Source organism: Actibacterium sp. (assembly GCF_055134745.1).
In genome coordinates this window covers 144,833-165,156 of record NZ_JBSRVX010000055.1, presented here as the reverse complement: position 1 = coordinate 165,156, position 20,324 = coordinate 144,833, and the positions used below count along the sequence as shown (strand labels likewise).

20 protein-coding genes are annotated in these 20,324 nt (G+C 63.2%); 12 read left to right on the top strand and 8 right to left on the bottom strand.

Annotated elements, in window-relative coordinates; translation table 11 throughout:
- Nucleotide 1: 1 nt before the first annotated feature.
- Genes ACTCHC_RS12285 through ACTCHC_RS12270 form a run of 4 tightly spaced genes read left to right on the top strand, consistent with a single transcriptional unit; the run spans nucleotide 2 to nucleotide 3,574 of the window.
- On the top strand, nucleotides 2-1,186 hold the full coding sequence (locus tag ACTCHC_RS12285) for an ABC transporter substrate-binding protein (protein ID WP_463022785.1): 1,185 nt from the start codon (nucleotides 2-4) through the stop codon (nucleotides 1,184-1,186).
- 50 nt (nucleotides 1,187-1,236) lie between these two features.
- Entirely contained in the window at nucleotides 1,237-2,100 is an 864-nt protein-coding gene (locus tag ACTCHC_RS12280; RefSeq protein ID WP_463022784.1) for an ABC transporter permease, read from the top strand.
- Between the two features lie 2 nt (nucleotides 2,101-2,102).
- Nucleotides 2,103-2,942, top strand: coding sequence for an ABC transporter permease (locus ACTCHC_RS12275; protein ID WP_463022783.1), 840 nt, complete (start codon nucleotides 2,103-2,105; stop codon nucleotides 2,940-2,942).
- Nucleotides 2,939-3,574 (top strand): aspartate/glutamate racemase family protein, encoded by a 636-nt coding sequence (locus ACTCHC_RS12270; protein WP_463022782.1) that lies wholly within the window; start codon nucleotides 2,939-2,941, stop codon nucleotides 3,572-3,574. The genes ACTCHC_RS12275 and ACTCHC_RS12270 overlap by 4 nt, the downstream gene beginning before the upstream one ends.
- Before the next feature lie 28 nt (nucleotides 3,575-3,602).
- Here ACTCHC_RS12270 and ACTCHC_RS12265 read toward each other — a convergent pair whose 3' ends face one another.
- The 6 genes from ACTCHC_RS12265 to yajC all read right to left on the bottom strand — a co-directional run bounded on the left by ACTCHC_RS12265 (nucleotide 3,603) and on the right by yajC (nucleotide 9,513).
- The gene (locus ACTCHC_RS12265) at nucleotides 3,603-4,673 is read right to left on the bottom strand and encodes a hypothetical protein (RefSeq protein WP_463022781.1); all 1,071 of its coding nucleotides are present in this window, start codon (nucleotides 4,671-4,673) and stop codon (nucleotides 3,603-3,605) included.
- A gap of 116 nt (nucleotides 4,674-4,789) precedes the next feature.
- On the bottom strand, nucleotides 4,790-6,034 hold the full coding sequence (gene rpoN / locus ACTCHC_RS12260) for an RNA polymerase factor sigma-54 (RefSeq protein WP_463022780.1): 1,245 nt from the start codon (nucleotides 6,032-6,034) through the stop codon (nucleotides 4,790-4,792).
- A 13-nt stretch (nucleotides 6,035-6,047) separates the two neighbouring features.
- The gene (locus ACTCHC_RS12255; protein WP_463022779.1) at nucleotides 6,048-6,419 is read right to left on the bottom strand and encodes an Mth938-like domain-containing protein; all 372 of its coding nucleotides are present in this window, start codon (nucleotides 6,417-6,419) and stop codon (nucleotides 6,048-6,050) included.
- A 111-nt stretch (nucleotides 6,420-6,530) separates the two neighbouring features.
- A complete protein-coding gene (gene secF / locus ACTCHC_RS12250; protein ID WP_463022778.1) occupies nucleotides 6,531-7,502 on the bottom strand; it encodes a protein translocase subunit SecF in 972 nt (323 codons plus the stop codon).
- A 10-nt stretch (nucleotides 7,503-7,512) separates the two neighbouring features.
- Complete coding sequence (gene secD / locus ACTCHC_RS12245; protein WP_463022777.1) at nucleotides 7,513-9,174, bottom strand: protein translocase subunit SecD; 1,662 nt, start codon at nucleotides 9,172-9,174, stop codon at nucleotides 7,513-7,515.
- Between the two features lie 9 nt (nucleotides 9,175-9,183).
- Nucleotides 9,184-9,513, bottom strand: coding sequence for a preprotein translocase subunit YajC (gene yajC, locus ACTCHC_RS12240; protein WP_463022776.1), 330 nt, complete (start codon nucleotides 9,511-9,513; stop codon nucleotides 9,184-9,186).
- A gap of 176 nt (nucleotides 9,514-9,689) precedes the next feature.
- On the opposite strand from yajC, the gene ACTCHC_RS12235 reads away from it, so the two are divergent.
- The 4 genes from ACTCHC_RS12235 to eda all read left to right on the top strand — a co-directional run bounded on the left by ACTCHC_RS12235 (nucleotide 9,690) and on the right by eda (nucleotide 13,142).
- Nucleotides 9,690-10,358, top strand: a complete 669-nt coding sequence (locus tag ACTCHC_RS12235) for a trypsin-like serine peptidase (protein WP_463022775.1) — start codon at nucleotides 9,690-9,692, stop codon at nucleotides 10,356-10,358.
- Nucleotides 10,359-10,436: 78 nt separating this feature from the next.
- A complete protein-coding gene (serS, locus tag ACTCHC_RS12230) occupies nucleotides 10,437-11,729 on the top strand; it encodes a serine--tRNA ligase (protein ID WP_463022774.1) in 1,293 nt (430 codons plus the stop codon).
- Nucleotides 11,729-12,430, top strand: coding sequence for a hypothetical protein (locus ACTCHC_RS12225; protein WP_463022773.1), 702 nt, complete (start codon nucleotides 11,729-11,731; stop codon nucleotides 12,428-12,430). Before serS ends, ACTCHC_RS12225 begins: the two co-directional genes overlap by 1 nt.
- 70 nt (nucleotides 12,431-12,500) lie before the next feature.
- Entirely contained in the window at nucleotides 12,501-13,142 is a 642-nt protein-coding gene (gene eda, locus ACTCHC_RS12220; RefSeq protein WP_463022772.1) for a bifunctional 4-hydroxy-2-oxoglutarate aldolase/2-dehydro-3-deoxy-phosphogluconate aldolase, read from the top strand.
- A gap of 25 nt (nucleotides 13,143-13,167) precedes the next feature.
- Here eda and ACTCHC_RS12215 read toward each other — a convergent pair whose 3' ends face one another.
- Nucleotides 13,168-13,431, bottom strand: a complete 264-nt coding sequence (locus tag ACTCHC_RS12215; protein WP_463022771.1) for a hypothetical protein — start codon at nucleotides 13,429-13,431, stop codon at nucleotides 13,168-13,170.
- Complete coding sequence (locus ACTCHC_RS12210; protein WP_463022770.1) at nucleotides 13,428-16,211, bottom strand: [protein-PII] uridylyltransferase family protein; 2,784 nt, start codon at nucleotides 16,209-16,211, stop codon at nucleotides 13,428-13,430. The genes ACTCHC_RS12215 and ACTCHC_RS12210 overlap by 4 nt, the downstream gene beginning before the upstream one ends.
- Before the next feature lie 233 nt (nucleotides 16,212-16,444).
- On the opposite strand from ACTCHC_RS12210, the gene ACTCHC_RS12205 reads away from it, so the two are divergent.
- The 4 genes from ACTCHC_RS12205 (at nucleotide 16,445) to ACTCHC_RS12190 (ending at nucleotide 20,313) form a co-directional block, all read left to right on the top strand.
- A complete protein-coding gene (locus tag ACTCHC_RS12205) occupies nucleotides 16,445-16,849 on the top strand; it encodes a DUF2852 domain-containing protein (RefSeq protein WP_463022769.1) in 405 nt (134 codons plus the stop codon).
- A 77-nt stretch (nucleotides 16,850-16,926) separates the two neighbouring features.
- Complete coding sequence (locus ACTCHC_RS12200; protein WP_463022768.1) at nucleotides 16,927-17,370, top strand: RDD family protein; 444 nt, start codon at nucleotides 16,927-16,929, stop codon at nucleotides 17,368-17,370.
- Between the two features lie 77 nt (nucleotides 17,371-17,447).
- Nucleotides 17,448-18,284, top strand: coding sequence for an arginyltransferase (locus ACTCHC_RS12195; protein ID WP_463022791.1), 837 nt, complete (start codon nucleotides 17,448-17,450; stop codon nucleotides 18,282-18,284).
- 274 nt (nucleotides 18,285-18,558) lie between these two features.
- Entirely contained in the window at nucleotides 18,559-20,313 is a 1,755-nt protein-coding gene (locus tag ACTCHC_RS12190; protein ID WP_463022767.1) for an acetolactate synthase 3 large subunit, read from the top strand.
- The last annotated feature ends 11 nt before the right edge of the window (nucleotides 20,314-20,324 follow it).

Here is a 20,324-nt window from a genome sequence, read left to right as displayed (position 1 = left end):
GCTGATCTGGGCGCAGAACATCAAGGACGTCACCTTGCGCCAGTTCGGCACCGGGGTGTCGAACCTGAACGAAGTGGCGCAGAAGGTGAAGGAAGACCTTGGATTCACACTGGAAATGACGGCGCTGGATTCCGACAGCGTCACCCAGCGCGCCGCGACCCAACCCAAAAGCTTTGACATCGCCGATATTGAATATTGGATCTGCAAGAAGGTCTGGCCGACCGGCAACCTTCAGGCGATGGATACATCCAAGATCAAGAATTACGACAAGATCGTCGGCATCTTCCGCAATGGCAAACTGACCCCCGACAGCGTGATCGCCCAGGGCACCGCGCCGCATACGGTGGGCTTTACATCCGGGGCCGACGGCACGGATTTCGTGCAGGAAGAATCCGGCTGGATGACCCTGATCCCGACAATTTACAATGCCGACACGCTGGGCATTCGCCCCGATCTGATCGGCCGCCCGATCAAGAACTGGTCGGAGCTTCTGAACCCCGAATTCAAGGGCAAGGCCTCGATCCTGGATATCTCGTCCATCGGGATCATGGATATGGCGATGGTTGTCGAATCGATGGGCGAATACAAATATCCCGACAAGGGCAACATGACCAAGGAAGAGATCGACCTGACGATCGGCATCTTTACCGAGGCCAAGAAAAACGGCCAGTTCCGCGCCTTCTGGAAATCCTTCGACGAAAGCGTGAACCTGATGGCCTCGGGCGAGGTGGTGATACAATCAATGTGGTCGCCCGCCATCACCGCCGTCAAATCGCGCGGCATTCCCTGCGTCTATCAGCCGCTGGAAGAAGGCTATCGCAGCTGGGGCGGCGGCATCGGCCTGTCATCCGCGCTGACCGGGCTGGAGCGGGACGCGGCCTATGAATATATCAACTGGTATCTCGATGGCTGGGTCGGCGGGTTCCTGATGCGTCAGGGCTATTACTCGGCGGTGCCGGAAACATCGAAGAACCATATGTCCGAAAACGAATGGGGTTACTGGTTCGAAGGCAAGCCGGCGGTCGAGGTCATCACATCGCCCTTCGGCGATCCGCTGGCGCAGCCGGGTGAAACCCGCGATGGCGGTTCGTTCTATGATCGCATGGGGTCAGTGGCCTGCTGGAACGCGGTCATGGATGAAAACCAGTATATGGTCCGCAAATGGAATGAATTCATCGCGGCCTGATGCAACATCGGGGGCGCGGTCCGGCCGCGCCCCAAACCCGGGCGGACCCAATGGAAAAACTTCTGCGAAACAAGGCGCTCAGCGGCTGGCTGCTGGCCATGCCGCTGACAATCATCCTGTCGTTGTTTCTGGTTCTGCCGATCATCCTGATCGTCGTGGTCAGCTTCTGGCGCGCCACAGAATTTTCGATCATCCCCGCCTTTGTCCTTGAAAACTATGAATTTCTGTTCGGCTCTTCGGTCACCTATCAGGTGTTTTTGAACACGTTCAAATATGCCGGCGTGACCTGGGCGCTGACGCTGGTGATCGGGTTCACCGTGGCCTATTTCCTGGCCTTTCACATCCGCAGCCAGACCTGGCAGATCGCACTGTTCTTGCTGTGCACCATCCCGTTCTGGACCTCGAACATCATTCGTATGATCAGCTGGATCCCGTTTCTGGGCCGTAATGGCATCGCCAATTCCGCCCTGATGTCATGGGGTGTGATAGATCAGCCATTGGAATGGCTTTTGTTCAGCGATTTCGCGGTGATACTGGCCTTTGTTCATCTTTATACCCTGTTTATGGTCGTGCCGATCTTCAACACGATGATGCGCATCGACAAATCCCTGATCGAGGCCGCCCGCGATGCCGGCGCCACCGGCGCGCAGATCATGTGGAACGTCATCATCCCGCTGACCAAGCCGGGCATCATGATCGGCACCATCTTCGTGGTGACGCTGGTGATGGGCGATTTCATCACGGTGCGCTTCATGTCGGGCAGCCAGTCGGCCAATGTCGGGCGTCTGATTTCCAACGATATCGCGCTGCTGGCCTATCCGTCGGCGGCGGCCACGGCGGTCGTGCTGCTGGCAACGGTGTTGATCGTGATCGGCATCCTGTTGCGCTTTGTCGATATCCGCAAGGAGCTGTGACCATGGAACCCCGCCCCCGATCCTTTTATGTGCTGGCCACGCTGTTCGCCCTTTTCCTGCTGTTCCTGTACGGGCCGACCCTGACCATTGGCATCCTGTCCTTTCAGGGGCCGGGCGGCGGGCTGACCTTTCCGATGCGCGGCACCTCGCTTTACTGGTTCCGCGATCTGTTCGAACAACAGGCGGTGGGCGATATCTGGGGCAGTTTCGGGCGCAGTTTCGTGCTGGGCCTGATGGTGATGATCACCACGGTCGTGGTGTCGGTGATGGGCGGGCTGGCCTTTCGCAAACGGTTTCCGGGGTCGGGCGTGCTGTTCTATCTGATCATCACGTCGCTTGTGATCCCGTCGATCCTGATTTCACTTGGCGTGGGGCTGATGTTTTCGCAGGCGGGCCTGCCGGTGCATTGGTCGGGGTCGGGCTTTGGGGCGCAGCTGACATGGACCCTGCCCTTTGGGCTGCTGATCATGTTCGCCGTGTTCAACCGGTTCGACAAAAGTTACGAAGAGGCCGCCCGCGATCTGGGCGCCACGCCCTGGCAGACGCTGCGCCATGTGGTGCTGCCGATCATCGCGCCATCGCTGATCGGGGTGGCGCTGTTCGGGTTCACGCTCAGCTATGACGAATTCGCCCGCACCCTGTTGACCGCGGGCAGCTATAACACCCTGCCGCTGGAAATCTTCGGGATGACAACCAATGTGACAACGCCGGTTCTGTATGCGCTGGGAACGCTGACAACCGGGTTTTCGCTGATCATGATCGGGTTTTTCCTGTGCATCGCGTGGATAAGCGCGCGGCGCAAGGCGCGGGCCGGGTCGGATGCGGGCAAAGGCTTGGTATGATCGTCCTGATCAATCCCAACAGCACCGGAACAATGACCGATGCGATGCTGCGCACCGCGCGGCAAACCGTGCCCGGCGCCGCGTTCGAAGGCTGGACATCGCATGACGGCCCCCCCGCCATTCAGGGCCGCGCCGATGGTGATGCCGCAACGCCGCCGCTGCTGCGGCTGGTGGCGCAGGCCGCAACCGCCGGGGCCGCCGCCATCATCATCGCCTGTTTCGATGATACCGGCCTGACACAGGCGCGCCGCATCGCCCCCTGCCCGGTAATCGGAATCGGACAGGCCGCCTATCACATGGCCGCCCTAGCGGGTGACCGGTTTTCCGTTGTCACCACCCTGGGCGTATCCGTGCCGGTGTTAGAGGAAAACATTCGCGCCTATGGGCTGGCGGGCCATCTGGGACGGGTGCGTGCCAGCGAGGTGCCGGTTCTGGTGCTGGAGCGCGATCCGGCGACCGCCACGGCCAGCATTGTCGATGAAATCCTTGCCGCCGAACGTGACGATAACGTGCAAAGCATCGTTCTGGGGTGCGGTGGCATGGTCGATATCGCGCAACAGGCCCGGGGCAAGACCAGCCTGCGGCTGATCGACGGCGTGCGCGCCGCCGCCCATATCGCGGCCGCGCTTTAGCCCACCGCGCGGCACGCAGATGGCACGCTCAGTTCGCTGCGGTTCGGGCGCAATCTTGGGACGGAAGCTGCAGGAATTCGCGCAGCCCGGCCATCTGCGCCGCGATCTCGGGACGGCCCTTATCGCGCAGGCGCGCCTCAAGGGCTGCCAGGGCTTCAACCTGCGTTCGGGCGATCTCCATGAAATCCTGTGCCGATGATATCGTCACCCCGCCACCGGCGGGCGGCAGTTCCAGCGAGACCCCTGTTCGGGCCTCGATCCAATTCATATCGTCACGGTGACGGGCGATCAGCCCGCCGGTCAGATCGGGGCTGAAGGCGAATTTCGTTTTGCCGATCGAGCTGAGCTGAAAGATGAAGGCATTATTGGCGCGTGTCGCCTCACGAAAGCCCCTTTTGATACCGCCCGCCAGCCGGCGCTGTGCGAACAAAAGCGACAGCGCCTCTAGCGACAGGCTGTCATTGGCGCGCACCGGGTCGACCTGAGGCATTTCGATACCGGCGCGGGCGCTGAAATCGGTGACAAGATCGCCGCCACGCATCTGATCACGCAGGAATGGAACGATCTCGACGTTATCGCGGCCAAAAACCTGATCAAGCCGTTCAAAGCGACGACGATAATGCGGCCATAATGCATTTATGTCTATTTCTGACTGTCCGGCGCTTTTAACACGTTGCTGGAACGAACTGCTGGCAAAGGAAATCGGATCGCGGGCATAGGCGATCACCCTGATTTCGTCGAAATAGGGTTTGAAGAACGCGGCCATGTTCTGCACCCCAAGCGTGTTCGCGGTGGGCTGGGTGATGTCTTCACCCGAAAACAGCGTCACGGCAGCCTGATTGGTCGCAAGGGCTTGCAACAGCTTGTCCTGCCAAAGCGATTTTTCGGCGGCAAGGGCGGCGTCGCTCCAGCCCTGGGTGACGAAAATATGATATTTTCGGGCGATCTCGGGCGGCTGGAACAGCAGCACGAACATTTCCGAATGATTCACTGATTTCCAGTCGATATAGTGAAAATCCGGACGCGATATCTGCGCGAATGACCGTTGAATGGAACTTGTGCCGGTCTTGTTCATGCCGGCATGGATCACAAGCTTCATCGGTCTCTCCTGTTTCGACAACAACGTCCGGCGGTTCAAAAAAAATACTATCCAAAGGCATTCAACAGATTGCGCGGGATTTGCGCAACGGCATTTGCGCGGCTTTGATCGTTGTTTCAGGGCTGCTGGCGACGGGCATGCGAGGGGGCGATGCCAAGCGCGTCGCGGTATTTTGCGACCGTGCGCCGCGCCAGGTTCAGCCCCTGCGTGGCGGCCTGCCGGGCGATGGCCTGATCCGACAGGGGGCGGGCGCGATCTTCGGTGCGGATGATGGTGCGGATCATCTGGGCAACCGCATCCTGCGACCGGGGCGGCCGGTTGTCATGCCCGGCCACCGCGCGGCTGAACAGCGCCTTGAGCGGCAGCACACCGCGCGGCGTGTCGATCATGCGTCCAGCGATGGCGCGGCTGACGGTGCTGACATGCAGGCCGACATCATCGGCGACCCGGGTCAGTGACAGGGGGCGCAGATGGCCCGCGCCGTAATCCAGGAACACCTGCTGATGGGCGATGATGGCCCGCGCCACACGCAAGACCGTGACCTGACGCCGCCGAAAGGCGCGCATCAGCGCGCGCGCCTCGGCACGGGCCTGCCGGTCGTCCTGGGCGCCGGGCGGGGCGATATGCAGTTCCGGCAGTGTGCTTCGGTTCAGATCGACCTGCCACCCTTCGCCCCAGCGGCGCACTGTCAGATCGGGCGGGAAAACCGGGGCGGCATCATCGGTAAAGGCCTGCCCCGGCTTGGGGTTCAGGCCACGGATCAGCCGCACCGTCTGGTCGATCTGCATGGTGGAACAGCCGCACAGCCGGGCCAGTGCCGGCAGGTCATTGGCGGCCAGCAGCGGCACATGATCCAGCACGATTGCCATCGTATCGTCCAGAAATCCCGCCTCGGCAGCCTGCAGGCGCAGGCATTCCGCCAGTGACCGCGCGAAGACACCGACCGGATCGAATTCCTGCAGCCGGACCAGAACCGCCTCGGCTTCGGTCGGGGCGCAGCCCTGTCGGGCAGCGATATCGCCGGGTTGTTCGGACAGCCAGCCGCTGGGGTCAAGCGCATCGAGAAACGCAAAGGCAATGGCGCGCGCGCGGGGATCGGGAAAGCCTGCGTCGATCTGATCCGCGATATGGCGGTGCAGGCCCGGCCCCGGCTGGGCCAGCGTTTCGGCATCGCCGCCGCCCCAATGGGCGGGCAGGCGCAGCTCCAGATAGGGATTGGCATTGGCCTGTTCGGCCAGATAGGTCAGCAGATCGGCCCCGGTCATCTGCAACAGGCGGATCGACATCTGCATCCCCGGCGTCAGCGCCAGCGCCGTGGTCTGGCGGGCGGTCTGGCGCAGGTGCATGGCCGGGCTGATCATCTGTGCGGGTCGCTTATGCGTCCGCCGCCGGCGCGACCGGCAACAGCGCGGCGGCAATGCGCCGCCCCTCGGACAGCAGCACGTTATAGCTGCGCGCGGCGGTTGGGCTGGCCATGATCTCGACCCCCAGACCCGCTTCTTCCAGCGCCATCCGCAGCGCGGCCGGTATATGCGCGATCTCGGCCCCGGTGCCGATGAACAGCACATCGACCGATCCCGCCAGCGCCAGCAACGGCGCTGTATCGTCAAACCCGCGCCAGGGCGACGCACCGCCGTCAGACAGCAGAACCGCCCCCTGCATCACCTGCCCGCCCACGCGGAAAAAGCCGGGCCCATAGCCATCGACGGGCCGCGCATCGGTATAGACGATCTCGTTCAGGCGCATCCTTGTTCCTTTCGGCCACGGGCGGCCCGCTGCTGGCTGGGCCGCACAGGGCGTATCATAAAGGATCATCGCCACATGCCCAAGCCGGTTCACACCGGCCGGGCAGGATTGTCAGGCATCAATATTCGAGAACTGGGTGCCGGCGGCCCCCTTGTCGCCCTTTGACCAGTCGCGCTTGACGCCCAGCATCAGCACCACGTTCTTGGCGACATAGACCGATGAATAGGTCCCCAGGATGACGCCGATGGTCATGGCAAAGACAAAGCCCCGGATGACATCCCCGCCCAGCACCAACAGCGCGATCAGCGCGATCAGCGTCGTGCCCGATGTCATCACCGTGCGCGACAGGGTTTCGTTCACCGACAGGTTCATCACCTCGCGCAGGTCCATCACCTTGTATTTGCGTAGGTTTTCGCGCAGCCGGTCGAACACGACCACGGTATCGTTGATGGAATAACCGACGATGGTCAGCAGGGCCGCGATGATGGTCAGATCGAACTTGATCTGGAAGGCCGCAAAAATGCCGATCGTCACCACAACGTCATGGATGAGGGCTGCCACCGCGCCCAGCGCGAACTGCCATTCGAAGCGCAGCCAGATATAGACAGACACCGCGACCGTGGCCAGCAGCACCGACAGGATCGCAGTGCGGATCAATTCGCCCGAAACCTTGGGGCCTACGCTTTCGACCGACGGAAAGGCGATGGCCGGATCGACGGCCTGCAGCGCCGCTTCGACCAGCGCGACGGTTTCGGGGGTGATCGCCTCGGCGCCGTCTTGTGCCTGGATGCGGATCTGGGCGACATTCCTGTCGGGGCCGAAGCTGGGATCGAACACTTCGGTGATCGACACATCGCCCAGGCCCAGCGGCGCCAGCGCGGCGCGATAGGCCCCGACATCGACGATCTGCGTGCTTTCCGTGCGGATCGTGGTGCCGCCCCGGAAATCAATCCCGAAATTCAGGCCGAACACCGCCGTGGCGATGATCGACAGCACGGTCAGCACCACCGATGCGCCAAAGGTATAGCGCGCCAGGCGGAAGAAATCATAATTGGTTTCAGCGGGAACCAGTCTCAGGCGCATGGCAGTCTCCTTACACCACGATGGTTTTGGGGCGGCGGCGCGCCAGCCAGATCGCGATGATCAGCCGGGTGACGAAGATCGCCGAAAACACCGATGTGATGATCCCGATGCCCAGCGTCACGGCAAAGCCGCGCACCGGGCCGGTGCCCATGAAGAACAGGATCGCGGCGGTGATCAGCGTGGTCACATTGGCATCCAGAATTGCGCTGAAGGCACGCTCATACCCCAGTTCGATCGCCCGGGCCGGGCCCTTGGCGGTTTTCAACTCTTCCTTGATGCGTTCGAAGATCAGCACATTGGCATCCACCGCCATGCCGATGGTCAGCACGATCCCGGCAATGCCCGGCAGGGTCAGCGTGGCGCCGATCACCGACAGGACGGCAAAGATCATCGTGATGTTCAGCACCAGCGCGACATTGGCGATGATCCCGAACAGGCCATAGCTGGCCGCCATGAACGCCAGCACGGCAACACCGCCGACGATGGCCGCGATCTTGCCCGCTTCGATACTGTCGGCCCCCAGTTCGGGGCCGATGGTGCGTTCTTCAAGGAAGGTCAGTTCGGCCGGCAATGCGCCCGCCCGCAGCAGAACCGCCAGGTTGGTGGCCTCTTCCACGGTGAAGTTGCCAGAAATCTGGCCCGATCCGGTGCGGATCGGTTCGTTGATGCGGGGGGCGGAAACGACCTCGTCATCCAGCACGATTGCGAAGGGCGCGCCGACATTGTTGACGGTGTAATCGCCGAATTTACGCGCGCCGGTGGGGTTGAACCGGAAGTTCACGACAGGCTGGCCGTTCTGATCAAAGCCGGGCTGGGCATCGGTCAGTTCCTCGCCCGTCACCACGGGGGTTTGTTCCAGCACATAGAAGACGCCCGGTTCATCCTGTGCGGGCAAAAGCATGTTGCGGGCGCCGGGGGCCTGATCGCCATTGGTGGTGCGACTGATGACGGGGTGAAAGGTCAGGCGGGCAGTCGTGCCGATCAGGGCCTTCAGTTCGGCAGCCGATCCGATGCCCGGCACCTGGATCAGGATGCGATCGGCGCCCTGACGCTGGATGGTGGGTTCGCGGGTGCCGACCTCATCGACCCGGCGGCGAATGATCTCCAGCGCCTGCTGGATGGTGCGGTCATCGGTGGCCTGCTTTTCGGCATCGCTCAGCGTGACGTTCAGCACCGCGCCCTCGCCCGTGACCTGTATATCGTTCGACCCGACCCCAGTCAGGGTGACCACAGGGCGGGCCAGGGTGCGTGCCGCGGCGATGGCCGCGGCCATGCCTTCGGGGTTCGATATCTGCACGCGCAGCACGCCCGGCGGGGCAGGCTGGCGGCGGATCGTGCCAACACTGTCGCGCGCATCGCGCAGCGCGTCACGCAATTCGGGCCAAAGCCCGTCCATGCGCGCGGTATAGACGTCTTCCAGGTGAACCTCGGCCAGCAAATGCGCACCACCGCGCAGATCAAGCCCCAGATTGACCAGCCCCGACGGCATCCAGCCCGGCCAGGCGTCACGCGCCGCAACCGCAACCGGGGTTTCCCCCGATCTGGCGATTGTGGTCAGCGCGTCATTATGCCCTTCGACACGGGCATAAAACAGGTTGGGCACTGCGAACAGCACCGCCAGCGCGCAGACGCCCCATATGACGACCCGTTTCCACAGCGGCAGGTTCAGCATGGATCAGGCTCAGACTTTTTCGGCAGGTTCTGTGCGTGTCAGAACCTGGGCGATGGTCGAGCGGATCACCCGAACCTTGACGCCTTCGGCGATCTCGACCTCAAGTTCGCCATCTTCCTTGACGCGGCTGACCTTGCCGACGATGCCGCCCTGGGTGACGATCTGATCGCCCCGGCGCAGGGCTTCGACCATTGTCTTGTGCTGTTTGACCTTCTTTTGCTGCGGACGGATCAGCAGAAAATACATGATCCCGAAAATCAGGATCAGCGGCGCAAAGCTGGTCAAGGCACCGGCAGGCCCGCCAGATGCGGCCTGTGCGAAAGCAGGTGTAGCAAACATATGAATCTTCCCGTCCTGTTTCGGGGCGGTTGTCCGCCCCCTGCGATTGGCGCGCACCCTAGCCGCGCCCCCCGGCCTTGGCAAGGCGATGCGGCGCGGCATATCAAGGGGGGTGGCTGGCCCTTGTGGGCGCGATATGGGGCCGCATCGGGAGACCGTCAATTGCAGGAAGGCAAATGAACCACCGCTGGCGCTGTGCATTATGTCTGCTGGCCGGGCTGTGGATCGGGCCTGCCGCGGCCCAGACAGCGCCCGACTGGCCCGCCATCGGGCGCGTCACCTGGGGAGCCGTCGATGCGCCATCGGCCTGCACCGGCACACTGATCGCGCCCGATCTGGTGATGACGGCGGCCCATTGCGTCACCACGCGCGACACCGGCGCCCCGGCGGCGGTCGGGCGCATCCATTTCACCGCCGGCTGGCGGGATGGCGCATATTCCATCCATCGCACCAATGCCGCCATCACCCTGCCCGATGCATTTGCCGGGCCTGCCCATGCCGGCACCGCCACCGATCTGGCGCTGATCCATCTGGATGCTGCGGTTTCGCCGGGTCAGGCCATCCCCCTGCCCCTGATTGCGCTGGATCGTGCCATCCCGCCCTTCACCCTGATCGGGTATCGCCGCGAAACCCCTGCCCGCCTGCACCGGCAGGACAATTGCGCCCTGCTGGGCGGCGCGCCGGGGCTGATCGTTCTGTCCTGCCCGGTTGTCACCGGCAATTCCGGCGCGCCGGTGCTGGCGCCCATGTCTGATGGCTGGGGCGTCGTCGCTGTCATCTCGGCGCGCGCGGGTGGCGCATCGGTGGCGGTGCGGCCCGATCAGGCCTTTTCGTCACAGCCCTAGACATGGGCCGATCCGCCCTTCAATTATGCGCAGGCTTGGGGCATATGGGGCGCAAGCCCGCTGACAAAGGACCGCGCCATGCATGATATCAAAGCCATCCGCGAAAACCCGGCCGCCTTCGATGCGGCGTTGGTTCGGCGGGGCACCGATCCCATTGCAGGCGTGGTGCTGGATCTGGACAGCAAACGCCGGGCCAGCATCCTGGCCGCCGAAACCGCGCAGGCCGAACAGAACGCGGCCTCCAAACTGGTGGGGGCGGCCAAGGCCAGCGGGGACGAGGCCGAATTTGAACGCCTGCGCGCCCTGGTCGCCGCCAAGAAGGCCGAGGTTGCCGCACTGAACGATCAGGCGCGGGCCCAGGACGCGGCGCTGACCGATCTGCTGCTGACCATTCCCAACCTGCCCCATGACGACGTGCCCGATGGCGCGGACGAAACGGGCAATGTGGAAATCAACCGCTGGGGCAGCCCGCGCGCCTTCGATTTCACGCCGCGCGAACATTACCAGTTACCGGCCGTGCAGGACGGCATGGATTTCGAAACCGCCGCCAAACTGTCGGGCGCGCGTTTCGTGCTGCTGTCGGGGGCGGTGGCGCGGCTGCACCGGGCGCTGGCGCAATTCATGCTGGATGTGCATACAACCGAAAACGGCCTGACCGAAACCATCACCCCGGTTCTGGTGCGCACCGAAATGATGTATGGCACCGGTCAGTTGCCGAAATTCGGCGAGGACAGCTATCAGACGACCAATGGCTGGTGGCTGATCCCGACCGCCGAGGTGACGCTGACCAATATCGTGAACAACGTCACCATCGACGAAACCTATCTGCCGCGCCGTTATGTCGCCCATACCCAATGCTTCCGCTCCGAGGCCGGATCGGCCGGGCGCGACACCGCCGGGATGCTGCGCCAGCATCAGTTCGAAAAGGTGGAAATGGTGTCGATCACCAAGGCGCAGGACAGCGACGCCGAACATGCCCGCATGACCCGCTGCGCCGAAATGATCCTGGAACGGCTGGAACTGCCCTATCGCACCGTGAAACTATGCACCGGCGACATGGGCTTTGGCGCGCGGCGCACCCATGATATCGAGGTCTGGCTGCCCGGCCAGAACAGCTATCGCGAAATCAGTTCGGTTTCGACCTGCGGCGATTTTCAGGCCCGCCGGATGAATGCACGCTACAAACCGGCAGGCGGCGGCAAACCCGAATTTGTTCACACGCTGAACGGCTCGGGCCTGGCGGTGGGGCGCTGCCTGATCGCGGTGCTGGAAAACGGCCAGCAAAAAGATGGATCGGTTTTGCTGCCTGCGGCGTTACATCCGTGGCTGGGTGGAAAGACCCGGATCACGGCGCAAGGAATTCTGGCATAATGGACCCTGTCCGGGCAGTTCTGGTTTTCGTCGCGACAGTGTTTTTCGTGCTGTCGCCCTTTGTATCAGGCAGCTTCAGCGGCGGCTTCGATCCGTCGCTGTTTCCCAACCCGCAGATGAACCCGCCGGCACAACCCGCCGGATGGGCCTTTTCGATCTGGACGGTAATCTATGTCTGGCTGCTGGTTTCGGCCGGCTATGGGCTGTTCAAACGCGCCAAGGATACTGCCTGGGAAGCCGCGCGCCTGCCGCTGATCCTGTCACTGGCACCGGGCGCGGCCTGGCTGGCGGTGGCGCAGGTGACGCCTGTCTGGTCGACGGCATTGATCATCTGGATGCTGGTCACGGCGATCCGGGCGTTGCTGGCCTGCCCCTTGCAGGATCGTTTGTGGCTGCGCACGCCGGTGGCGCTTTATGCCGGGTGGCTGACGGCGGCGGCCTGGGTGGCGGTGGCGCTGCTGGGTGCGGGGTTCGGGATCGGGCCCGGGCAGATCGGCTGGGCGGTAATCGCACTGCTGGGCGCGCTGGGCACCGGTGTGGCGGTGCAGGCGCGGCTGCACGCAACCCCGGAATACAGCCTGCCAATTCTGTGGGCGCTGATCGGTATCAGCGCCGCGAATTTCGGCACGAACTGGCTGATCGTGATGGTTGCGCTGCTGGGCGGCGGGGCGCTGGGTGTATTTGCATGGCGCCGCCGCTAGGTCGCGCAGGTTTGCTTGTTTTGGGCCCCGTCTGCGCCTAAGTCATACTGACCCAGCAAAAAGGCCGCGCATGACCCCCCAAGACGCCAGCGCCCAGACCGAATCGATCTGCCGTCTGGCGCCGGTGATCCCGGTGCTGACCATCCATGAGATGAGCACGGTGCGGCCGTTGGCGCGGGCATTGATCGCGGGCGGACTGCCGGTGCTGGAGGTAACGCTGCGCACCCCCGTTGCGATAGAGGCGATCCATGAGATGGCTCAACTCGAAGGGGGCGTGATCGGGGCCGGAACCCTTCTTACGGTGCAGGATGTGCGCGCCGCCCATGATGCCGGGGCCTTGTTCGGCGTCTCGCCGGGGGCCACTGACACGGTGCTGACGGCCTGTGAACGGATCGGGCTGCCGCTTTTGCCCGGGGCGGCCACCGCGACCGAGGTGATGACCCTGCTGGAACGCGGCTATGACATGCTGAAATTCTTTCCCGCCGAGGCCGCAGGTGGTGCTGCTGCACTGGCGTCCTTTGCCGCGCCGCTGCCGCAGGCGCGGTTTTGCCCTACGGGTGGCGTGACCCTGCAAAATGCGCCCGATTATCTGCGCCTGCCAAACTGCATCTGCGTCGGCGGTTCCTGGGTGCTGCCCGCCCGGATGATCGCGGCGCGCGACTGGGCCGGTATTCAGGCGCTGGCCGCACAGGCCGCAGCGCTGGCACGCTGATCGGGATTTCACTGGAAAAACGGCCCTAAGCGCCACGCCGTCCGCGACGCCCACCCTGACGCCGGGGGGGTGGCGGGTCTTGCATCGCCTGCTGCAGGACCTGTGTCATCGGGTGATCGGGATGAACAGGCTGATAGCGGCCCAGCAGATTGCCCAGATGCGCGGCCATGTCGCCCGGCACCGAAATGGCCCAGTCCAGAAAGATCGTGCGGCAATCGGCCAGGCCGATCCCCTCGATACGATAGGCTTCGCGGATCAGGCCGCGCGGGTCTGCGATATCCTGGGTCATGTCACCTCGGGCTTGCGGGTCAGAATTGTCGCGATCAGGTCTGCGGCGGCTTTGGTCTGGCTGTCCAGCGTGTCACCCAGTTGTTCGGGGCTGGGCGTATCCGTGGCGCGCAGCAGGAAATCGCGCGCGCCATTGCCAAGCGTTTCGGGCTGCAACGGCTTTTCGCTCAGCAATTTTCCGGCCACCTGCACCCGGCGCAACAGATCATAGGTTTCGCTCAGGGTGGCGGCCTCGGCGGGTGTCACCCATTCGGGACAGGCCCGCAACTGCGCACCGACCTGCGTGGCCGGGTTGCCGGCGGCCAGCGCGCAGGCCCCGGCGATCAGTTCGATATCCTGTGCCCGGCCCGGCCCAGCCTTGGTTTCCCAGCGATCGGCCACGGGCCGGGCTCCGGCCAGACGGGCGCGCATGTCGATCACCGCCTCGATGATCGCATTGCGGTCGGCCTTGTCGGCCAGCAACCGGGCGCGAAACCGTTCGACCCGCGCGCACAGCGGCGCAGAACCCGCCACGGGCCGCGCCCGTGTCAGCGCCAGATGTTCCCAGACCCAGGCCTGCTTGCGCTGATAGGACCGGAACGCCTTGAGCGAGGTCGCCACCGGCCCCTGATTGCCCGAGGGGCGCAGCCGCATATCGACCTCGTACAGCTTGCCCTCGGCCATCGGCGCGCTCAGCGCGGTGACCAGCGCCTGCGTCAGCCGGGCATAATAGGTGCGCGAGGGCAAGGGGCGCGGGCAATCCGACGCTTCGACATCGGCCGGATCATAGATCACGATCAGATCAAGATCCGATCGCGCCGTCAGCGCGCCGGCGCCCAGCGACCCCATACCCAGAACCATCGCGCCATTCCCCGGCGGCATCCCGTGTTTCTGCGCAAAGCTGGCCACGACCGAATCCCACAGCGCATGAACCACGGCCGCCGCCAGATCGGCATATTGGGCACTGGCGGTTTCAGGGTCGATCAGGCCCCGCAGCAGATGCACGCCGATACGAAAATGCCATTCCTTTTTCCAGCGCCGCGCCGCATCCAGCTGTCGTTCGTAATCATCGAACCGGGCCAGTTCCTGCGCCAGCAGGGCCGCCAGACCGGCCTGACCGGGCCAGTCGGCGAAGAAATCGCCGCCGATCACGGCATCCAGAACCCCTGCATTGCGCGACAGATACAGCGCCAGTTCCGGGGCGGTGGCCGCGATATCGACGATCAGATCCACCAGTTGCGGATTGGCCTGAAACAGCGCGAACAACTGCACCCCGGCGGGCAGGCCCGACAGAAAGCCATCGAAGGCCGCCAAAGCCTCGGCCGGACGAGAGGCCCGGTTCAGACGCGCCAGGATATCGGGCTTGAGACGCTGGAAAATCTCGACCGCGCGGGCCGATCGCAGCGCCGGATAGGTCGTCCAGCGTTCGACGATATCGCCGTGACCCTCGGGCGGGGCCACGGGGGTTGTGGCGGTGGCGCCGGGGGTAAAAAAGCCCTCGGCCAGGCTGGCCACGCGGTTCAGCCGGTCGGCCAGATCGGCGCGCAGGGCCGCCGTATCGCCCTGCCCCATGAAACGCGCCAGCCGGTCGAAACCCGGTTCGGTCTTCGGCAGGGTATGCGTCTGGGCGTCGTTGATCATTTGCAGGCGGTGTTCCACCTCGCGGTGGTGGCGATATTCACGGGTCAGGGTTTCAGCGACATCGACCGGAATCCAACCCTTGTCGGCCAGCCGCGCCAGGCCGGTCACGGTGTCACGCACCCGCAGGTCGGGATCGCGCCCGCCTGCGATCAATTGCCGGGTCTGGGTAAAGAACTCTATCTCGCGGATACCGCCCGCCCCCAGTTTCAGGTCGCGCCCTTCCAGCGCGTTTCCGTGCAGGCCCTTGTGGTTGCGGATCGTGATGCGCATGTCATGGGCATCCTGAATGGCGGCGAAATCCAGATGCTTGCGCCACACGAAGGGCCGCAGCCGGTCAAGATAGGCCCATCCCGCCGCCAGATCGCCCGCACAGGGCCGCGCCTTGATATGGGCCGCGCGCTCCCATGTGCGGCCAAGGCTTTCGTAATAGCGTTCAGCCGGCTCCATCGCCATGCAGACGGGTGTTACAGCGGCATCGGGACGCAGGCGCAGATCGGTGCGCAGGACATATCCATCGCCGGTCAGGTCAGACAGGGTGGCGGTCAGTTTGCGGGTGACGCGCACAAAGGCGGCGCGGGCGTCGAGATAATCCGCCGGATCAAAGCGCGACTGATCGAACAGGCAGATCAGGTCAATATCCGAGGAATAGTTCAGCTCGTGCGCGCCCATCTTGCCCATGGCCAGCACAACCATGCCGGCGGCGGTCGGCACATCGTCGGCGGTGGCGCCCGGCAGCTTGCCGCGCGATACTTCGGCCGCGACCAGCGCGCGCAGCACCGATTCGACCGAAGCATCTGCAAAATCGGTCAATGCGCCGGTCACTGTTTCCAGATCCCACACCCCGCCCAGATCGCATAGCGCGGTCAACAGCGCCACGCGCCGCTTGGCCTGGCGCAGGCCGGGGCGGTGCTGGTCGGGGGGCATGGCGGCGATATCGGACAGGATTTCGGCCAGCGCCGTTTCGGGATCGCCCGACAGAACCGGCGCCAGCCAGTCGGTTTCGCGCGCGATCAGCCCGGCCAGATAGGGGCTGCAACCCGCCGCGCCTTGCAGAAGTTCGCGGATCTCGGGCGGCTGTGCGGGCAGCAGGCCAACGGCATCGGCGCCGCGGTCGGGCTCATAGGCGATGGGATGGCGGGTGATACGGGCGGCGAGGGTCATGGATCAGTGATGCCGCGCGCGGGCGCGCGGGTCAACGGCGCTGTTGCCGCGCAGGGCCCGCAATACGGCCACGCCGCGTGCGGGGTAAAAATATTCCGCATTAAGTGTTTGTTTCAAACCAATTTATTCATCTATGTAAAAATCTTTAACATTCATCCTTGACGCGACGCGACCCAATGCCAATCTAGGCAATGTGAAAGACATTCACATCAACTGACACGGGGAGTTGTTCAATGAGTTCCGTCGCTACCTGGCCTTCACAAGCCGAATCCTGGCTCGATCAACGTGGCAAAGGTGCCTGGATCGCGGCCATGGTCCTGAGTTTCATCTTTTTCTGGCCGCTCGGCCTTGCCCTTCTGGCCTATATGATCTGGAGTAAACGCATGTTCAACGGATGCAAATCCCGCCGTCACAGCCAATTCCGCAGCCATTCGCATGGGTTCAAATCCTCGGGCAACAGCGCCTTTGACGCTTACAAGTCGGAAATGCTGAAACGGCTGGAAGACGAACAGGAAAGTTTCGAAGCCTTCCTACAGCGCCTGCGCGAAGCCAAGGATAAATCGGAATTCGATACATTCATGGACGAACGCGCCCGCAAGGCCCGCGATTCGGGCAATGGCGATACGATCGAAGCCTGATCGCCCAAGGGGCACCCCATGGCGGGGTGCCCTCTTTTTTCGTATGTTCCACCACAAATACCGCCGAAAGGAACACAATGAACGACACCGCATGGGGGCTGCCCGACCCGTATAGCCAGGCCGGGTTTTACGAAGATGTGCCGCTCAAACGCCTTCTGGCTTGGCTGGCCGATACCGTTCTGATCCTTGTGCTGACGGTGCTGGTTATTCCGTTCACCGCCTTTACCGGGTTGTTTTTCTTTCCGCTTCTGGCAACCGCAATCGGCTTTGCCTATCGTTTTCTGACATTGGCGGGGGGATCTGCCACATTGGGCATGCGCCTGGTGTCGATCGAGATGCGCCGCGCCGACGGGCAGCGTTTCGATACCACGACCGCCTTTTTGCATACGCTGGGTTACAGCGTGATGTTTTCCTTCGTCCTGCCGCAGGTGGCTTCGGTCGTGATGATGCTCACAACGGCGCGTCGGCAGGGGCTGCATGATCTGGTGCTGGGTACGGCGGCGATCAACCGGGCTGCATAAAATCGTTGCAAAACACTTGGCCTGTGCAGGCGGCTTTGCTAGCGTTCGCAAATACCAGCCTGGAAACCGCCCCGATCATGCGCCACACCCTGCCGATTGCCCCACAGTTTTATGTGACTGCGCCCCAGCCCTGCCCCTATCTGGCGGACCGGATGGAGCGCAAGCTGTTCACCGCGCTGCAAGGCGACGTGGCCGAGCGGATGAACGACTCGCTGTCCAAACAGGGATTCCGGCGGTCGCAGAACGTGCTGTATCGCCCCTCTTGCGCCGATTGCAGCGCCTGCATGTCGGCGCGCATCCGCGTGGCCGATTTCGAACCCAACCGCAGCCAACGCAAGACGCTGCGCCGCAATGCCACCCTGAAACGCCAGGCGACTTCACCCTGGGCCACCGAAGAACAGTATCAGCTGTTCCGCCGCTATCTGGAAACGCGCCATTCCGATGGCGGGATGGCCGATATGGATATCTTCGAATTTGCCGCGATGATCGAGGAAACCCCGGTCCGCAGCCGGGTCATCGAATATACCGCCCCGCCCAAAGGCCAGTCGCGCAAGCGCACGCTGGCGGCGGTCTGCCTGACCGATGTTCTGGATGACGGGCTGTCGATGGTCTATTCCTTTTATGACCCCGACCTGCCGGGCCACAGCCTGGGCACGCAGATCATCCTTGATCATGTCGAGATCGCGCGCGAGGCCGGCCTGCCCTATGTCTATCTTGGCTATTGGGTGCCCGGCAGCCCCAAGATGGGCTACAAGGCCAATTTCGCAGCCCTTGAAATCTATAAGCACGGCACATGGCAGGATCTGGGCGATCCACACGACCATTGCGCCGAAACCCATCCGCTGTCGGTGCCGCCGATCGCCGAGCAGGTGTCGCGCATCACCCTGCCCGATGGACGCCCGACCACAGGCTGAATTGCGCAAAATGTCGCATCTGGTGCGGATCGCGCAATAAAACGCAATCAAAGACGCCCGTCTTGATATATAATTCCTGAATTTGGCGGTTGACGCCCCCGAATGCCGCCCATAAAGTCCGTTCAGTTCAGAAAGGATCGCAAGATGGACATCATTCTTGTAGAAGTGGGACAATCGCGCATGGGCCGGTGACGGAGACCAGACGGTAACCCCATGCGCCCCCGCTCATCCGGGGGTTTTTTTATGGCCGCAGGGCCGATGACGGAGACGACAGATGGCACAGACAATGACCGGTGCGAAAATGGTGGTTCAGGCCCTGAAGGATCAGGGCGTGAAGGTGGTCTTTGGCTATCCTGGCGGCGCGGTGCTGCCGATCTATGACGAGATCTTCCAGCAAAACGATATCCGCCACATCCTGGTGCGCCATGAACAGGCCGCTGTGCATGCCGCCGAAGGCTATGCCAGATCAACCGGCAGGCCCGGCGTGGTGCTGGTGACATCCGGCCCCGGCGCCACAAATGCGGTGACCGGCCTGACCGACGCGCTGCTGGATTCGATCCCGATCGTGGTTCTGACCGGCCAGGTGCCGACCTTCGCCATCGGCACCGATGCCTTTCAGGAGGCCGATACCGTCGGCATCACCCGCCCCTGCACCAAGCATAACTGGCTGGTCAAGGAAACCGACCGGCTGGCCGAAACCATCCACCAGGCCTTTCACGTCGCCACCACCGGCCGCCCCGGCCCGGTGCTGATCGACATTCCCAAGGATGTGCAATTCGCCAGCGGCACCTATATGGCGCCGCGCGCGGCCAAGGTCAGTCATTACCAGCCACGCACCAAGGGCGATATCGCCATGATAACCCGCCTGGTCGAGGCGATGGAAACCGCCGCCCGCCCGATCTTTTACACCGGCGGCGGCGTCATCAATTCGGGCGATCTGGCGTCCGAGCGGCTGCGCGAACTGGTTGGCGCCACGGGTTTTCCAATCACGTCGACCCTGATGGGGCTGGGCGCCTATCCGGCCTCGGGCGAACAATGGCTGGGCATGCTGGGCATGCACGGGCTGTACGAGGCCAACCTGGCCATGCATGGCTGCGATCTGATGATCAACCTAGGCGCGCGCTTCGATGACCGCATCACCGGGCGCCTTGCCGATTTCAGCCCGCATTCGGCCAAGGCCCATGTCGATATCGACCCCTCGTCAATCAACAAGGTGATCCGGGTCGACATACCCATCGTGGGCGATATCGCATCGGTGCTGGAGGATGTTCTGCGCATCTGGAAATCGCGCGGGCGTATCACTAACAAGGCCGGGTTGGCCAAATGGTGGGCGCAGATCGACAAATGGAAAGCGGTCGATTGCCTGTCTTACAAAGGGTCGGCCAAGGTCATCAAGCCGCAATACGCGCTGCAACGGCTGCAGGCGCTGACTGCCGGGCATGACCGCTATGTCACCACCGAGGTTGGCCAGCATCAGATGTGGGCGGCGCAATATCTGCACTTTGAAGATCCCAAACGCTGGATGACATCGGGCGGGCTGGGCACGATGGGCTATGGGTTTCCGGCCTCGATCGGGGTGCAGATGGCGCACCCGGATGCGCTGGTGATCAATGTCGCGGGTGAGGCATCCTGGCTGATGAACATGCAGGAAATGGGCACCGCGATGCAGTTCCGCCTGCCGGTCAAGCAGTTCATCCTGAACAATGAACGGCTGGGCATGGTGCGCCAGTGGCAGGAATTGCTGCACGGTGAACGCTATTCGCATTCCTGGTCGGAATCGCTGCCCGATTTCGTGAAACTGGCCGAGGCCTTTGGCGCCAAGGGCATTCGCTGTTCCGACCCGGCCGATCTGGACGGCGCAATCATGGAAATGATCAACCATGACGGGCCGGTGATTTTCGACTGTCTGGTGGAAAAACACGAAAACTGTTTCCCGATGATCCCCTCGGGAGAGCCGCATAACAAGATGCTGCTGGGCGATGCCTCGACCCAGGGCGCGATCGGCGCCAAGGGCGCGGTGATGGTTTAGGAAAGGTCGGC

What these genes read in the sequence shown, in the direction of transcription:
- ACTCHC_RS12205 (WP_463022769.1), top strand. Translation starts at nt 16,445, where the DNA reads ATGAGTTCCGTCGCTACCTGGCCTTCACAAGCCGAATCCTGGCTCGAT.
- rpoN (WP_463022780.1), bottom strand. Translation starts at nt 6,034, where the DNA reads ATGATCAGCCCGGCCATGCACCTGCGCCAGACCGCCCGCCAGACCACG.
- ACTCHC_RS12195 (WP_463022791.1), top strand. Translation starts at nt 17,448, where the DNA reads ATGCGCCACACCCTGCCGATTGCCCCACAGTTTTATGTGACTGCGCCC.
- eda (WP_463022772.1), top strand. Translation starts at nt 12,501, where the DNA reads ATGACCCCCCAAGACGCCAGCGCCCAGACCGAATCGATCTGCCGTCTG.
- ACTCHC_RS12215 (WP_463022771.1), bottom strand. Translation starts at nt 13,431, where the DNA reads ATGACCCAGGATATCGCAGACCCGCGCGGCCTGATCCGCGAAGCCTAT.
- ACTCHC_RS12210 (WP_463022770.1), bottom strand. Translation starts at nt 16,211, where the DNA reads ATGACCCTCGCCGCCCGTATCACCCGCCATCCCATCGCCTATGAGCCC.
- secD (WP_463022777.1), bottom strand. Translation starts at nt 9,174, where the DNA reads ATGCTGAACCTGCCGCTGTGGAAACGGGTCGTCATATGGGGCGTCTGC.
- ACTCHC_RS12225 (WP_463022773.1), top strand. Translation starts at nt 11,729, where the DNA reads ATGGACCCTGTCCGGGCAGTTCTGGTTTTCGTCGCGACAGTGTTTTTC.
- ACTCHC_RS12200 (WP_463022768.1), top strand. Translation starts at nt 16,927, where the DNA reads ATGAACGACACCGCATGGGGGCTGCCCGACCCGTATAGCCAGGCCGGG.
- ACTCHC_RS12265 (WP_463022781.1), bottom strand. Translation starts at nt 4,673, where the DNA reads ATGAAGCTTGTGATCCATGCCGGCATGAACAAGACCGGCACAAGTTCC.
- yajC (WP_463022776.1), bottom strand. Translation starts at nt 9,513, where the DNA reads ATGTTTGCTACACCTGCTTTCGCACAGGCCGCATCTGGCGGGCCTGCC.
- secF (WP_463022778.1), bottom strand. Translation starts at nt 7,502, where the DNA reads ATGCGCCTGAGACTGGTTCCCGCTGAAACCAATTATGATTTCTTCCGC.
- serS (WP_463022774.1), top strand. Translation starts at nt 10,437, where the DNA reads ATGCATGATATCAAAGCCATCCGCGAAAACCCGGCCGCCTTCGATGCG.
- ACTCHC_RS12235 (WP_463022775.1), top strand. Translation starts at nt 9,690, where the DNA reads ATGAACCACCGCTGGCGCTGTGCATTATGTCTGCTGGCCGGGCTGTGG.
- ACTCHC_RS12255 (WP_463022779.1), bottom strand. Translation starts at nt 6,419, where the DNA reads ATGCGCCTGAACGAGATCGTCTATACCGATGCGCGGCCCGTCGATGGC.
- ACTCHC_RS12270 (WP_463022782.1), top strand. Translation starts at nt 2,939, where the DNA reads ATGATCGTCCTGATCAATCCCAACAGCACCGGAACAATGACCGATGCG.
- ACTCHC_RS12275 (WP_463022783.1), top strand. Translation starts at nt 2,103, where the DNA reads ATGGAACCCCGCCCCCGATCCTTTTATGTGCTGGCCACGCTGTTCGCC.
- ACTCHC_RS12280 (WP_463022784.1), top strand. Translation starts at nt 1,237, where the DNA reads ATGGAAAAACTTCTGCGAAACAAGGCGCTCAGCGGCTGGCTGCTGGCC.
- ACTCHC_RS12190 (WP_463022767.1), top strand. Translation starts at nt 18,559, where the DNA reads ATGGCACAGACAATGACCGGTGCGAAAATGGTGGTTCAGGCCCTGAAG.